Raw genomic sequence first — 15,871 nt, 5'->3', positions numbered from 1 at the left:
CTCATCGGCACGATGGCAAAGGAACATCCCAATGATTTTAGGATATAAAAAAGTAAATTTAGTGACTGGCATCGCTACTGGCATGCTATTAGCGGTTACGTCAATCAGTGCAAATGCCGCACCGGCTAGCACTAACGCAAACAAAGTTGCGTCCTCTGTTTATGTACCAAAATCAACAGTAACGGCAACTAGCCCAGCATTGGCACAAGTCGGCTATAGTTTTGGCTATCTGATGGGTGAGAGCAACAAAGACAGTATTGATGATTTAAATCTTGATGCGTTTTTTCAGGGATTTCGGGATGCCTACTCAGCGCAGTCGCCCAATCTTGACAAAAAACAAATGCAAAAAGTATTGCTAGACTATCAAAAAAACAAAGAAATTGCCTATGCCAAAGAAGTACAAGCGTTAGCAGCTAGCAATGCGGCAAAAGGCAAACAGTTCTTGCTACAAAACGGCAAAAAATCAGGCGTAATGACTACCGCGTCGGGTCTACAATACCAAGTGCTAACACAAGGGAGAGGCAAATCGCCTAAAGCGACGGACAAAGTCAAAGTCCACTACGAAGGGCGATTGATTGACGGTACCATTTTTGACAGCTCTTATAAACGTGGCGAGCCTGTGACTTTCCCACTCAATCAAGTGATTAAAGGTTGGACAGAAGGGCTACAGTTGATGAAAGAAGGGGGTAAATACCGTCTGTTTGTCCCCGCTAATTTGGGGTATGGCGAAGCAGGCAATGCCGATATCCAGCCCAACAGCGTATTGATTTTTGATATTGAGCTGTTACAAGTCAATCCACCTGTGACCCAACCTGTCAAACTTTAAGTTTTTTCCTATCTTAAAGTTTTCCCCCAGCTTGGCTATGAAAAAACGCTCATATTCCTATTGAGCGTTTTTTTATAGTGGCTTGAAAGACGATACCTTTAAAGTACCTTTTTTAATACTTTAGAGTTGCGAGTATTGTCATAAAAGGCATAGCGGTCAGCAGGTAGCGATTCAGCAGGGACTTCCATAAACCCCTGCTCGACAAACCAATGCGCGGTGCGAGTAGTCAATACATAGAGTTCATGGAGGCCGCGGCTACGCGCTTGTTGCTCTAAGAATGCTATTAAATCTGCACCACGGCTACCATTGCGATAATCGGGATGGACAGCCACACAAGCCACTTCCGCGGCTTGGTCGTTGAGTGGGTATAAAGCCGCGCAGCCTAATACCATGCCATCACGCTCAATCACACTAAAGTTTTCGATATCGCTCTCTAAACCCTCACGTGAACGACGGACCAAAATACCTTGTTCTTCGAGTGGCTCTAGCAGTTCAATCAAACCTACCACATCATCGATATCGGCACGGCGAATTTCTTCATACGGGTCATGGGAGATTAGCGTCCCTGAGCCGTCACGGGTAAATAACTCTTCAAGTAGTGCACCATCTTTGGCATAGGAGATGATATGGGTACGGTGGATGCCGTATTGACAAGCATCGCTGGCTGCCCGTAAGAAACGCGCGATTTCTGAGCTTTCAGGAACATCACGTAAGAAGCGTGTCACTTCATGCGGAATCATTTCTTTAAGCAGGTGAGTGCCATCTTTATAGATACCTGTTTGCTCACCCAAGAAAATTAATTTATCCGCTTTTAGACTAATCGCGGCTTGTAGCGCCACATCTTCAGCCAGCAGGTTAAATACTTCGCCGGTCGCAGAATAGCCCATACTACCCAAAATTACCACATGATCATGGATTAAATTGTTGTGGATGGCTTCGGCATCAATCGCGCGCACTTCCCCAGTAAATTGATAATCGATGCCATTACGGATACCGTAAGGGCGGGCGGTGACGAAGTTGCCTGAGATGGCATCAATACGAGAGCCATACATCGGCGAGTTGGCAAGTCCCATCGATAGCTGCGCTTCAATTTGCAGGCGAATTGAGCCAACAGCTTTTAGGATATACGGCATGGCTTCTTTTGTAGTGATGCGCACATCATCCGCCATCGGTGTTTCGATATGGTTCTCGGCAAGATTGGCATCAATTTGCGGACGCGCACCGTGGACGAGTACGAGCTTAATGCCAAGACTATGTAGCAGCGCAAAATCATGAATCAAATGGCTAAAATTGTCGTGATTGACCGCTTCGCCATTGAACATAATGACAAAGGTCTTGCCACGATGGGTGTTGATATAGGGCGCAAAGTTACGAAACCATAATACATAAGGCGGGGTAACATAAGCTGGGGTTGTGGCAGCGGCATTTTGTTGGGCAGTATTGGGTAAATCAATCATAGCGTGATAGGCAAGTATAGGGTTATTGTCAGTCATGGTTTCGCCATCGGCAAGTGGTGCATTGCCATGGGTAAAACTTGCTGAAGTATCGGTTGAAGTTGGCATGATAACAGTAGACATGATAAAAAAGTAGACGTACAAACAGCGCACGATAAAGTTTTTGTCTCTTTTAATTAAACATACATGTAATTAAACATACATGTATGTTTAACAGCGTGATTGCGATATGTCGCTAAGAGACTAACGATAAGGCTATCAATAAACCTTACAAAATACAATAGCTAATCTTACTGATTTTGGCTGCGCTGTTTGTATTTAGTAAATTCATCCCGCAACTTTCAACTTGATAGTGAGTTAAATTGTAAAGTTTGTTATGCTAATCTATAGTCGAGCCTTAACCTATTTGACCACCCAATCAGCGGTGTATGCCAACCTGCCAAAAAAAGAGAATATGCTACCACCCGCTGACACAACAATTTTGAACATTTGAAAATCATGATTTAATGGAGAATATTCATGCAAAAGCTTTCAGTATTCGCGCTAATGACCGCCTCACTTGGGGCATCAGCCGCCGCAATGGCTGTGCTACCAACGGTGGCATTAGACCCTGTTGATAATAATCAAGCAGCGCCTATCTCAGCACCCGCTGCTGGTCAAGTTCAAACCCGCATTTTAGCCTCTGTTGTTGGTCAGGATCCACAAGGTCAAGAAGTGTTAAGCCCCGTCAATGCACAAACGCGCCTTGCATCAGGCAACGTCGTAGAGTATCGCGGCTACTTAACCAATAACAGCCCCGACCGTATCCGCAACATGAAAGTGACCATGAACATTCCAGCCAATATGGAATTAGTGAGCACAAGCGATGTGGAGCCAACCCGCGCGTTTGGTAGTATGGACGGTGCCAATTTTCAATATATGCCGCTAAAGACCAACATGAATGGCGTGCTACAGAACCTACCGATGGCTTACTATAAAGCCATACAGTGGGATGTACCAGGTTTGGGTCTTAATGAAGTAGCGATGGTGAAATATCGTTTAAAAGTAAAATAATAAGCGCTCAACGCATAAAACCGCTCAATTGAATGAGCGGTTTTTTTAGTTACAATTTTTGAAACTTGCCGATTTTTTGCTCGATATCGCTGAGCTTTGCTAAGGTTGCAATTTCGCCTGCTTTTATCGTCGCCTCTCTGGCTACGGTATTGGTCGTGCCAATATCACCAACGGCCGGGCGTATCACCACGTCCGCTAATTTAATTTCAGCAGCATTTGCTTGATTGGGCATGACGGCAAATGTCTTATCCAGTAGCGCCCAAAAATCTTGTGGATGGCTATTTTTTGGCGGGCTTGAAACATCTACCGCGATGATAACGTCTGCGCCCATTTGTTTGGCAGTTTGCACAGGCACAAGGCTTGTCAGACCGCCATCGCCATAGCGTTTGTTGTTGATACGTGGCGGTACAAAAACGCCATACACGCTACTGGACGCACGCACCGCAAGACCAGTATTGCCTTTATCAAAGACGGCTTTTTGCTTGGTGGTTAAATCGGTGGCAACACTGGCAAAACGGATGGGGAGTTTTTCAATCGGTTGATTATCGACTTGAATATTTACCCAGTTTTGTAATTTGATGCCTTCGATAAAGCCTTGTTTGCTCCAGCTATAATCAAGCAATTCATTATTGCTAACATGGGTCGCGATGTCTTCAAGTTCGCTAGCGGACTTGCCACTGGCGTATAAACTACCGACTAGACTGCCGCTACTGGTACCGACGATTAAGTCAGGGGTGATGCCATTTTTTTCCAGTACCTTGATGACGCCGACATGGGCAAAGCCTTTGGCACCGCCCCCGCCTAATACAAGGGCGATTTTGGGTTTTGCTGATGGTTGAACGGATGGTTTAGTAGGTTGTGTGGGTATCAATGGCGTTTTAGTGCAAGCGGTAACCGTAAAAAAAATGCTAGTAGTTATCAGGGCAAAAAAAGAAAGCGGTTTCATAGCAAGCCTAAGTACGTAGAGCAATCATAATGACACTGGGTTGTCTTTTAACTTTTAAAATAGCAATATTTTCTGCCAATTTGGTAAAATTTTTAACCCCAAATTGGGTGGGGTTATAGCCTTTGTTCTTAAGCTCACTGCCAAACTGTCCAATATGTAGCCAACCTTGGTTTTTAGTCAACAATTTTTTGATTATGGGTTTGGCGAAAATCTCATAAATATCATCGAGCAATTTTTGCTCTTGAATGAGCGTAGTCGCATCGGTTAGCAGATTTTTTGTCTTATTTTTACTCGGTTTTTGTCGAATCATTAACAGATTGTTTTGCATTTGGGTTTCAAATAAATCTATCTGATTAAACAAGCTGCGCCACTTACTATAACCGTAATTTTTTGGCGAAATTTTCGGGTAATTGCTATTTAAGTGGCTGATAACTTTGGAAAAATTTGACCAACTATTATTTTGTCGATGATGTTGGATACTTTGCCGACAGGCATTTAATAAAGCTGTGTCTTGTTTTAGTTGCTGCGGCATTACGCGAGCGATAGGCGGCTCAGATACGCTTTCATTCATAGCCAACTTTTGAGTAAAAGATGTATCAGTTAACTGTTGACTTGGGGTTGGTTTGGTCGCGCTATTGCTTGGCTCTGGCGGTATTGTATCATCCATTACAAAATAATCATCGCAAGCGACTTTAAACGATTCTACAGTAGTCGATTTGCCAAAGCCAAAAACTTTCTTGCCTTTGGTACGTAAGTTTTTGGCTAATATGCTAAAGTCACTGTCTGATGAGATGATACAAAAACAGTCGTAATCAAGATAAGATAAGTCAACGGCATCAATAGCTAAAGCGATATCAGTCGCATTTTTACCTTTAACGTAGGCGGGAATATGCACTTGTTCAAGTAATAACTTCAGTGATATATCATCCCAAGTTGTTAGTTTGCCTTGTTTAAAGTCGCCATAAATTCGCTTGCAGGCGATTGTGCCAAGGGTACTGACTTTAGCTAGAATACTTTCAATATTTTTTGCATTGATATTATCGCCATCAATCAAAACAGCAATATTATTAAATGATAAATTTGTTGAGTTCATCGGTTATAAAGCGTAAATTGTGTCGCTATGTATTCTAACTTAATCTGGTGTTTTTTCATGCTATTTTTATTATAGGCGGATAAGCTAACTTTATAATATGACGCTAAAACCTGACATCTTTAATCTCCCCGTCACCGCGCTTGCTGGCGTAGGTAGCAAAATCGCTGAACAGCTTGACCAGCTTAGTATTGAGCGCGTGTTTGATTTGTTGCTACATTTGCCGCGTGATTATGAGGATCGCAGCCGACTGGTCAATATGTGTGATGTCGTCGATGGACAATCGGCATTGCTACAAGGTACCGTTGTCCGCGTCGACAACAAAAAGATGGGCTTGAGCGTGACATTACAAGATAGGACAGCGCAAACAACATTACGCTTTTTCAAAGTCTATCGTGGATTGACCGAAACCATGGCAGTGGGCAATATCTTACGTGTCTTTGGTGAAATCAGTATCAGTAAGTATGGCACCCAAATCAGCCACCCTGAATATGAAATTATTACTGGACATCAACCCTTGACCAATACAGGGCTCATACCTATTTATCCAACGGTCAAGTACCTACATCAAAATAAACTGCGTAGCTTGATTCGACTTGCGCTGCAAACGGTTAAACAAGCCAATCCTGTGATGGCTACTATCAGTGACACTGAGTGGCAAATCGTACAAAGTGCGCTGAGTAAGCAGTTTCCGTTACTAGCAGGTAGCCACAACCCATTTGCGGAATTTAGCTTGCTAGAAGCCATTAGCTTTATCCATCAGCCACCCATTTATACCGATTTGAACAAGCAAATGTTGGTATTAGCGGCGTTAAAAAATCGCAGCCATCCGACCTGTCAGCGGCTCATTATCGAAGAAATGCTCGCGCACCAGCTGAGTCTACTGTATCGCAAACAACAACTTTATCAGCATAAAGCACCGCGATGTGATGCCACAAGCGCGCTTGCCAATCGGCTGTTAGCCAATTTACCTTTTACCCCTACCCATGCCCAAAATCGGGTAGTAGCGGAAATCGTCAAAGATTTGTCAACGTCAGTGCCCATGCTGCGACTCGTGCAAGGCGATGTTGGCGCAGGCAAAACCTTGGTAGCAGCTTTGGCGGCGTGCTATGCGCTTGATAGCGGCTGGCAAGTGGCAGTGATGGCACCGACAGAGATTTTGGCGGAGCAACATCTTAATAACTTTAAAAGCTGGTTTAAACCGCTTGGCATCGGTGTGGGTTGGCTGGTGGGCAAGCAAACAGCCAAAGCGCGTGAAAAAGCCTTGCAACAAGTACAAGACAACGAGGTACAAATCGTGGTCGGTACGCATGCGCTATTTCAAGAACATGTCAATTTTGCCAAGTTGGGCTTGGTGATTATTGATGAGCAGCACCGTTTTGGGGTGGAGCAGCGAATGGCGCTGGTCGATAAAGGCTTGGCGCATACCACACCGCATCAGCTGATTATGACAGCCACACCCATACCGCGTACTCTTGCGATGAGTGCATTTGGTGATATGGATACGTCCATCATTGATGAACTGCCGCCCAACCGCACCCCCATCACCACCGTCACCATAAGCCGTGACCGACGTGATGAAGTGATTGAACGTATCGCTGCCAACTGCGAGCAAGGCAAACAAGCTTACTGGGTGTGCCCACTGGTCGAAGAGTCAACCATGCTTGATGCGCAAGCCGCTGAAGCGACTTATGCCGATTTGAATGACAGGCTCAATCTGAACATTGGTTTGGTGCATGGCAAAATGAAGCCCAATGACAAACAAGCGGTCATGGCGGATTTTAAAGCGGGTAAAACCGCTTTGCTAGTGGCTACCACCGTGATTGAAGTCGGGGTCGATGTGCCCAATGCTTCGCTGATGGTGATTGAAAATGCTGAGCGATTAGGGTTATCGCAATTGCACCAACTACGCGGACGCGTGGGGCGTGGCACCCAAAAAAGCTTTTGCGTATTGCTTTATCAAACGCCATTGTCAGAAACGGGTATCGAGCGGCTCAATGTGCTGCGAGATAGCAATGATGGCTTTGTGATTGCGCAAAAAGATTTGGAACTGCGCGGTGCAGGGGAGCTTTTGGGTAAACGGCAGACGGGATTTGATAGCTACTATGTCAGTGACCTAGCCAGAGATGAAAGCTTGCTAATCGTGGCGCAAGCGATTGCTAAGTACCTAATTGCTGATGAAAATCGCAAATCACAAGTGCAGCAATATATCAGCCATTGGACACCCGATGCCATCAAATACATTAACGCGTGATAGCGCATAGTAGGCGCTTGAATTCTGATAGAGCGTTGTTTTTACGGATAAAGCGACTATTCACACCTGCAATTTTTTGTTATGTTATACCCTATGTACTTATTGATTAATTAACACTGACTTAACTATCGTAACTATTGGTTTTAATTAATTTTTTATCCATTGCGCAATATTACTGTTATTTATTAATATAGAATTATCAATATGAAGGATACCTGTTATGCCACAAACTAAATACGATTTACCTATCGCAGACCAAGCCACTGCTGATGAAATCATCAAAAAAACCGAAGACATCAAAGGGGTCAAATTTGTCAACATTAACCCTAATGGCACCATCGTTGTGACCCATAGTGACGATTTTGATGAAGCGGCATTCAAAACGGCCGTGGGTATCTAGCTACTAGTCTTGATAAGCGACTAGGTTTTTAGCCTAATTTTATTGCCTGTATATTTTATTATAGAGATTTTTGACTGCATAAAAGCTGACTTCGGTCAGCTTTTTTATTGGCTAGAATTTGCCGTAAATTGTTCATTCAATCGTCATACGGTTGTCACCTTCGTCAGCTAATGTTTCCTAGTTATATCACCCATTTTTATCACATTTTGGCTTTGCCTTATCTAGAGGAAACCCCATGACCAAACCGCCTGCTGAGCAAAATTCTCCTATCCACAATTTGCTTAAAGACACCCAGCCATCAACCCCAGCTATCAACCGTCGTCGTTTTTTACAATCTACCTCGCTTGCGACTGCCGCAGGTGCATCGATGATGCTGATGGGCTGTAATAATGACAATGATGATAATGATAACACAGCGCAGGTTAGTTTTTTACATGGCGTAGCCAGTGGTGACCCGCTTGCTGACAAAGTGATTTTATGGACTCGGGTGACACCGGTGAGCAGTGGCAGCAGCCTTGATGTCGAGTGGCAAATTGCCAGTGATAATACGTTTAACACCATCATCCATAAAGGCACGAGCAAAACAAACGGTGGGCAAGATTATACGGTCAAAGTGGATGCCACGGGTTTACAGCCGAATACGTCTTACTTCTATCGATTTATATGTGGTGGTGTCACCAGTCCGATTGGCAAAACCAAAACCCTACCTGTCACGAATGTCAATCAAGTAAAACTTGCGGTGGTGAGCTGTTCAAACTATCCTGCAGGCTATTTTCACGCGTATGCCGATATTGCCAAGCGTAGCGATGTCGATGTGCTGCTGCACTTAGGTGATTATATCTATGAATATGGTCGTCATACCATCGATGACCAAGGTAAAACGGTGCCTGCCTATGCCTCAAGCCATGCCGCACAGCTCAATCGTGAAGTCATACCAGTCGAAGAGTTGCTCACCATTACTGGCTATCGCTCGCGCTATGCCCAATATCGTACCGATAAAGATTTGCAGGCTGTACATGCCGCCATGCCAATGATTGCGGTATGGGACGACCACGAGATTAGTAATGATACTTATAAAGCGGGTGCTGAAAACCACCAAGCCAATGAAGGCGATTGGAATCAGCGCAAAATGGACGCCATGAAAGCCTATCATGAATGGATGCCCACGCGTAATAGTGTGATGACGCAAATTTATCGTAGTTTTGATTTTGGTAATTTACTCAGTCTACATATGCTAGACACCCGTGTCATTGCCCGGGACAAACAGCTAGATTACAATAATTTTTTAGTTAAAGACGCCAATGGTCAGCTCACTTTAGATGCCGCAAAATTCACCGCAGCAATGCAAGATACTAGCCGCAAATTGATCGGTTTGCCACAACAAAACTGGCTAGCAGGTCAATTGCAAGCGTCAAAGTCGACTTGGCAAATTCTAGGCCAGCAAGTGGTGATGGGGCAGATGTTTATTCCTGCACCCGTACTGCTCAACTTTATGAATCCTGCTTTGGGCGTAGATGCCGTCACTTATCTGACCCTAATGCAAAAAGCGCAGACCGCACCCACAACTTTGACGCCCCAAGAGCAAGCTATGGTACAAGAACTTGCTAAAGCCCCATCCATTCCATACAACTTAGATGCATGGGATGGTTACGCGGTGGCACGCGAGATGATTTATGGTATTGCCAATGCTATGCAAAAAAACTTAGTAGTATTGGCAGGCGATACCCATAACGCTTGGGCAAATAATCTAGTCAATGTCAAAGGCGAACCCGTCGGGGTGGAGTTTGCGGTACAGTCAGTGACATCGCCAGGTTTTGAAGAATACTTAGGAACAGTTGACGCAAAGCAGCTATCACTCGGGTTACCCATGCTGGTCAAAGGTGGTACGTTAAAATGGTGTGACACCTCTCAGCGCGGTTATATGATTGTGACAGTGACCCCTGAGCAATGCACCAGCGAGTGGGTGTTTGTCAGCGATATCACCAAGCCCACTTATTCAAGCAGTGTTGGTAAAACCATGCGTGTCAAAATGGGTGAGCCTTATTTGGTTTAAACAACTTTGACAAAACCCAATAAAAAAGCCGCTAACGTTAGCGGCTTTTTTTGATACATCATTACATATTTGGGTAGTTTGGGCCACCACCGCCTTCTGGCGTGACCCACGTGATATTTTGTGAGGGGTCTTTGATATCACAAGTTTTACAGTGCACACAGTTTTGTGAGTTGATTACAAATTTTGCGCCGCTGTCACTTTGCACCACTTCATATACCCCTGCTGGGCAGTAACGCTGTGCAGGCTCAGCAAAGATTTTGAGGTTACGCTTAATTGGCACGTCTGGATCGGTTAGTTTTAGGTGACAAGGTTGATCTTCAGCGTGGTTGGTATTGGAGATAAATACGGAAGATAATTTATCAAAGGTTAGCTTACCATCGGGCTTTGGATATTCAGGGATATAAGCGTGGTCTGCGCGCTCAAGCACATCGTAGTCTGGCATTCTGTCACGAATAGTCAGTGGCATTTTACCCTTAAATATATTTTGCTCTAGAAAATTGAACGCACCACCCATCCAAATACCCATGCGGTGCATCGCATTTGCGAAGTTACGCGCTTGGTACATGTCGTTGTAGAGCCATGATGCTTTGAATTTTTGCTCATAGGTTGGCACTTCGTCATGTTGACGACCAGCCGCAATCGCTTCATACACGGCTTCAGCGGCTAACATACCTGATTTAATGGCGGTATGAGTACCTTTGATTTTTGCTGGGTTTAGGAAACCTGCATCGTCCCCCACTAACACACCACCGGCAAAATATAGTTTTGGTAATGAGTTTAAACCGCCTTTGGTCAAGGCACGCGCACCGTAAGATAAGCGTTTACCGCCTTCTAAAATATTGCGAATGAGCGGATGGGTTTTTAGACGTTGTAACTCATCAAATGGCGAAAGGTAAGGATTGTGATAAGACAAGTCAATCACCATACCAAATGACACTTGGTTGTTTTCATCAAAGTATAACCACCAACCACCATTACTATGCGTCTCGCTAAGTGGCCAACCTGAACCGTGCAGCACCATGCCTTCTTGGTGTTTGGCAGGGTCAATTTCCCAAAGTTCTTTTAAGCCAATCCCGTAGTGCTGCGGGTCTTTGCCTTCTGATAGGTTAAAACGGCTGATTAAGCGTTTACCTAAGTGACCACGGCAACCTTCAGCAAAAATGGTGTATTTTGCCAGTAGCTCATATCCTGGCTCATAGCCTGATTTTGGTTGACCTTCGGCATTGACGCCCATGTCACCCGTCAATACGCCACGGACAGAACCATCTTCGTTGTACAGAATTTCAGCGGCAGAAAAACCTGGGAACATCATCACTTCAAGCTCTTCGGCTTGGGTGGCTAACCAACGCACAAGGTTACCCAATGAGATAATGTAGTTGCCATGGTTGTGCATCAAGCTTGGGACGATTTTTTCTGGCAATTCGCGGTATTTGGTCTCATTTTTGAGCATATAGACGCGGTCACCTTTGGTTTGCACGCGAACGGGCGCACCTTTTTCTTTCCAATCAGGAATCAGTTCAGTCAGTGCGTTAGGTTCCATGACCGCACCTGATAAGATATGGGCACCAAATTCTGACCCTTTTTCAACGATACACACACTAAAATCAGGATTGCCAGCAGCAATGGCAAGTTGACGTAGACGAATTGCCGCAGATAGACCTGAAGGTCCGCCACCCACGATAACTACGTCAAACTCCATTTGCTCGCGTTCGATGTCTTGCATACAAACTCCTTAGAAAAATAAAATTCAGTGATGACAACTTACTTAAACTTGTGCGCATTGGGTTAAACAATGCGGTTTATCAGCTTATATCTGACAATACATATAAGTTGCATCACGATGATTTTTGCAAGGCTAGTGATCTAGAAGGTTAGCCTTTGATTATCAGTTCATCAAATAATTGCTGGCACAGGCTGGCAATGTTATCAATGGTTTTCTTGATTTTAACATATAATGATTCGTTATATGAATTCAGAAAAAATACTACTTAGTATAATAGATTCACCCTTTAACTACCTAATATTTTTGCAGGAGAAAATGACTGCCGGGCTTAATTTATCGCATCCAATTTGGCTTGTCTTATGCTATCTATCACCTTTATATACAATAAATCGACACAGGTACTAACAGCGACTATTTGAAACCCAGCGTTGAATTGACTACTATGTACCACAAAGTGATGTCAACACAGCGCATCATGGCATTCATAAACCCATACAATACTCTAAATCCTAATTTAAATAAAAACTACCATAATACGAGCTATAAAATGACTAATACTGATAATGCAGCGTCTAAACCCAGCTTTGATATTAATTTTGATACTAGCGTTGATATAGGCGAGCTAAGCCAACAAATCGAGCAATCGGTCACTTCGCAAGCGGTAGCAACCGCAAACCATCCGACACGCCAAATTCCACCCCTTGAAAAATGGCAACCCAAACTCAGCGGTACGATGGATGTGGTGGTCAAAGCCAATGGCGAGTGGTGGCATGAAGGCAGTCAAATCACCCGTCCACTACTCATTGATCTGTTTGCCAAAGTGTTGTGGTCAGAGGTTGATGACAACCACCACATTGAGTATTTTTTAAAAACCCCTGTTGAAAAATGGCAAATCCAAGTAGAAGACGTGCCACTGCTAGTGAATCAAGTGGACGTCATTAACAAGCAATTTGGCGCTACTAGCAAACCGGTGTTGCAGTTCACCACCACGCAAGGCGATGTGGTGATTGCTGACGAGCAGCATCCGATTCGTTTGGGTCTGCCATTTACCCATGCTACCCAGCATGATGCGTCCTTACAGCAAAAACAAGCCAGCCAGCCTTATCTGTTGGTGCGGCAAAATGGTGATTCAGCATTATACGGACTCATTCATCGCAATGTGTTTTACCATTTGATTGAACTGGGTGAGTTGGTAGAGGGCGAAGAGGGTACGTCATTGATTTTGCACAGTGGCGATAGCACTTTTACCTTGACAATGACTGCCTAAGTAGCCGCTTTAGCCAAATTTTGATAACTTGTGAACCAGCAAGGTGACGAATTTGCTGTCAAATTCAGCAACTGCATTTTTTTGTAGTGAGCGTCTAAAAATTGGTATAAGATAGTGGTCTATTTTATGGGTAGGCGATTATTTTGCGGTTTTATCTAGCAAATACCCTGCGAGTTGGACTGATTAGGCTATGGTAGAGTTGGCAAGCGCGCCGATAGGCGTATTTGATTCTGGGTTGGGCGGATTGTCGGTATTGACCCATTTTCAGGGACGCTTGCCATTTGAACGTTATATCTATCTTGCCGATACCCTGCATGTACCCTATGGCTCACGCAGTGAAGCAGAGATTCGTGAACTTACCTTGCAGGCAGTGGCTTGGCTACATTCGCAAGGCTGTAAGCTTATTGTGATAGCTTGCAATAGTGCCTCTGCGCATGGATTACAGGCGGCAAGGCGGCAGTATCCTCAAGTACCGATTGTCGGCTTAGTCCCTGCATTAAAACCTGCGGTGATGCAGTCGGCGACCAAGCAAGTCGCGGTGTTGGCAACCCCAGCGACCTTGCACGGGTATTTACTCAATGAAGTTATTGAACAAGTCGCCAAACCGCAACAAGTGACTGTCCACAAATATAGCTTTAACAGCCTAGTGCCTTGGGTAGAATTGGGTATGCCAAGCCATCACCCAGCCGTGACTGATTTAGATCACTTGCTAAGTGAGTTACAGGATAAAAAGGTAGACCAGTTGGTACTGGGCTGTACCCATTTTCCTTTTTTTAAAGCCTATTTGGCACAGCGTATCGACGAGCTGATGACCCACCAAGCTATGGGGCAAGTGGCATTGATTGATTCAGGCGATGCCATTGCCAAACGGGTGCATGATTTGCTTGAGCAAGCCAATCAGCTTGCCTCTCATAAAGAGCGACCACGGTTACAGTTTTATGCCACCGCCAACTTACCCACTACTGAGCAGGCGGCAACGCGTTTGTTGCAGCGATTTTTGCCAGAGTTGGGGATTGATTTTTTTACCTTGTGTGTGACTCAACATCGCGCAGTGTATTGAACTTGTTTGTTAGTCAGCATGGCTTTTTACCCTTTTAGCTTTTAACGATTCAGCTTTTAACCCTTTACTTTTTTGATTAATTGCGTTCATTAGAGCGTTATGGAGAAGATAGCATGTCTCAAAAAAAACGTTATCATATTCATATCTCTTTGGTGAGAAATGAAAATGTCAACTTAGAGAATGCCCTAGAGTATGCGCTATCTACAGATTATTTTTTGACTTGGGATTTGCTTGCGACCCATACCAATTTTGTTGAGTACAGCCGCCAACAAATCGACCAATGTGATTATATGATTTTTATTTTGGGCAATGATTACGGTCATTTAAGCCTATCTGGTGTCAGTTATCTGCACTTATCTTATATCTATGCGTCTTCAAAACGTGTGCCGATGATTGCGTTAGTCAATACCCAACCAAGCCAACATGAGCTATTACGTCAACGGTTGGATTTGTTTAATTTGGTGATTAAAGAGCAAGGTTCGCGGGCAATTCATTTCGATCAGAACCATGATGGTGTGCCAGACTGTGTGCGAATGCTTGAGGAAATCAAAGACAAGTTTCCGCGATCAGGTTGGGTCAAAGACACCCGTTCATTGAGCACGCTACCGGCCACTGCTAGTGGCGATTTAAAGTCGATGTTTGTCTCGGATAGATTTCATATCCGTAATGGCGTGCAACCCGCCTTAACTGATAGCAGTCTAGAGGGCACTCAACAGTCCCCTGAAGCTGAAGCCAGACCAACCCAGGTTACGCCAAAAGAGCTCAATGAAGCGTTATTGGTCAACTATACCGCACACGCGTTTGAAGGCGGCAATTTGCAAGAAATCAGCGCAACTTACACCTTTAGCTGGGGTAATATTGTGCAAACGCTACAAGCATTACCACAGCCCTTTACCAGTAATATGATGTTGACCCAAATTAATGATTCCCTCAAAGATGCTGCAATGGCAGAAGCGCTCAAAATCTCACCCAATATCCATGCGGTCTCGCGCTGTCAAATCAGTAGTATCGATTATCAATGGATAAAAAGCCAACTGGTGAAAAAACGATGGTTGTTCTCGGTCAAAGAAGAGCGAAGTATCCGCGAGCTGTGGCAGATTAACATCATCGTACAAGCTTAATCCGTCGTTTCTAACACGCATTTTTTAGTGTTTTATCTCAGTGTTTTATGCAAGTATTTTATATCAGCTTTGACCAAGCCATGATTTACTCATGTCATGACAATATTATACAGACCTGCTATCTAGCGTCACATTTGTTTATGCTATGATAATCTCACAACATACATAACGATAACATTGAGAATAAAAAGAGGATAAAATTATGAGCAATCATGTGACCCAACAAGCGGAAGATCTTGAAAACAAAATCAACCAACTTGAAGATACCATGCACGAAGCGCAGCAGTTTCGCACCCTCGAAGAGCAAGTCGAAGACATGAAACGCCGTGGTATCAACCCACGCGATAACTTCAAAAAGTGGGATGAAGACGAAGAGGACAATTGGGGCAGCAATTCAAAAGGCGAAGTCAAACCGATCCAAATGGATGATGGTGAAGAGCCCACCCCGCCACCTATTGTATAAGGTTGTATAATTTGTCGATATTAACAAGACCGTATTGATATCAACAAAAACCCTTAATCTCAGCATTAAGGGTTTTTTATTGGGTAATGAAAAATTGATGAACATTGTAGATGACTACGGCTTAAATAACTCAGGTTTAAATCATTTAAGGTTTAATGCCT

The 15,871-nt window shown here is 44.1% G+C and carries 13 protein-coding genes; 9 read left to right on the top strand and 4 right to left on the bottom strand.

Annotated features, from left to right (window positions below; genetic code table 11):
- Nucleotides 1-82 precede the first annotated feature (82 nt).
- Nucleotides 83-826, top strand: a complete 744-nt coding sequence (locus RNZ41_RS10355; protein ID WP_409950749.1) for a BamJ family beta-barrel-assembly machinery protein — start codon at nt 83-85, stop codon at nt 824-826.
- Between the two features lie 98 nt (nt 827-924).
- Here RNZ41_RS10355 and argA read toward each other — a convergent pair whose 3' ends face one another.
- Nucleotides 925-2,283, bottom strand: coding sequence for an amino-acid N-acetyltransferase (argA, locus tag RNZ41_RS10350; RefSeq protein ID WP_096489580.1), 1,359 nt, complete (start codon nt 2,281-2,283; stop codon nt 925-927).
- Nucleotides 2,284-2,799: 516 nt separating this feature from the next.
- On the opposite strand from argA, the gene RNZ41_RS10345 reads away from it, so the two are divergent.
- Nucleotides 2,800-3,333, top strand: coding sequence for a hypothetical protein (locus RNZ41_RS10345; protein WP_065253570.1), 534 nt, complete (start codon nt 2,800-2,802; stop codon nt 3,331-3,333).
- A gap of 49 nt (nt 3,334-3,382) precedes the next feature.
- On the opposite strand, the gene RNZ41_RS10340 is transcribed toward RNZ41_RS10345, so the two are convergent.
- The gene (locus RNZ41_RS10340) at nt 3,383-4,279 is read right to left on the bottom strand and encodes a patatin-like phospholipase family protein (protein WP_099807409.1); all 897 of its coding nucleotides are present in this window, start codon (nt 4,277-4,279) and stop codon (nt 3,383-3,385) included.
- Nucleotides 4,280-4,286: 7 nt separating this feature from the next.
- Nucleotides 4,287-5,372, bottom strand: a complete 1,086-nt coding sequence (locus RNZ41_RS10335) for an NYN domain-containing protein (protein ID WP_007115858.1) — start codon at nt 5,370-5,372, stop codon at nt 4,287-4,289.
- 97 nt (nt 5,373-5,469) lie between these two features.
- Between RNZ41_RS10335 and recG the strand changes: the two genes are divergently transcribed.
- The 3 genes from recG (at nt 5,470) to RNZ41_RS10320 (ending at nt 10,076) form a co-directional block, all read left to right on the top strand.
- Nucleotides 5,470-7,623: an ATP-dependent DNA helicase RecG gene (recG, locus tag RNZ41_RS10330; RefSeq protein ID WP_314027236.1), complete on the top strand. Its 2,154-nt coding sequence runs from the start codon at nt 5,470-5,472 to the stop codon at nt 7,621-7,623.
- A 220-nt stretch (nt 7,624-7,843) separates the two neighbouring features.
- Nucleotides 7,844-8,023 (top strand): hypothetical protein, encoded by a 180-nt coding sequence (locus RNZ41_RS10325; RefSeq protein WP_314027235.1) that lies wholly within the window; start codon nt 7,844-7,846, stop codon nt 8,021-8,023.
- A gap of 235 nt (nt 8,024-8,258) precedes the next feature.
- On the top strand, nt 8,259-10,076 hold the full coding sequence (locus tag RNZ41_RS10320) for an alkaline phosphatase D family protein (protein ID WP_314027234.1): 1,818 nt from the start codon (nt 8,259-8,261) through the stop codon (nt 10,074-10,076).
- 61 nt (nt 10,077-10,137) lie between these two features.
- On the opposite strand, the gene RNZ41_RS10315 is transcribed toward RNZ41_RS10320, so the two are convergent.
- Entirely contained in the window at nt 10,138-11,799 is a 1,662-nt protein-coding gene (locus RNZ41_RS10315) for an electron transfer flavoprotein-ubiquinone oxidoreductase (RefSeq protein WP_050325177.1), read from the bottom strand.
- A gap of 547 nt (nt 11,800-12,346) precedes the next feature.
- Here RNZ41_RS10315 and RNZ41_RS10310 point away from each other — a divergent pair.
- From RNZ41_RS10310 to RNZ41_RS10295, 4 genes are all read left to right on the top strand, one after another.
- Nucleotides 12,347-13,066: a DUF1285 domain-containing protein gene (locus RNZ41_RS10310; protein WP_314027233.1), complete on the top strand. Its 720-nt coding sequence runs from the start codon at nt 12,347-12,349 to the stop codon at nt 13,064-13,066.
- A 190-nt stretch (nt 13,067-13,256) separates the two neighbouring features.
- Nucleotides 13,257-14,126 carry a glutamate racemase gene (gene murI / locus RNZ41_RS10305; RefSeq protein WP_314027232.1) on the top strand — a complete coding sequence of 290 codons (870 nt, stop codon included), beginning with the start codon at nt 13,257-13,259 and terminating at the stop codon, nt 14,124-14,126.
- Between the two features lie 113 nt (nt 14,127-14,239).
- On the top strand, nt 14,240-15,247 hold the full coding sequence (locus RNZ41_RS10300) for a DUF4062 domain-containing protein (RefSeq protein WP_314027231.1): 1,008 nt from the start codon (nt 14,240-14,242) through the stop codon (nt 15,245-15,247).
- A gap of 202 nt (nt 15,248-15,449) precedes the next feature.
- Nucleotides 15,450-15,710, top strand: coding sequence for a hypothetical protein (locus RNZ41_RS10295; RefSeq protein WP_203171302.1), 261 nt, complete (start codon nt 15,450-15,452; stop codon nt 15,708-15,710).
- Nucleotides 15,711-15,871: the final 161 nt, after the last annotated feature.

This window comes from Moraxella sp. DOX410 (assembly GCF_032248735.1).
Classification (GTDB): domain Bacteria; phylum Pseudomonadota; class Gammaproteobacteria; order Pseudomonadales; family Moraxellaceae; genus Faucicola; species Faucicola tetraodonis.
This window is presented reverse-complemented; position numbering and strand designations above follow the sequence as displayed.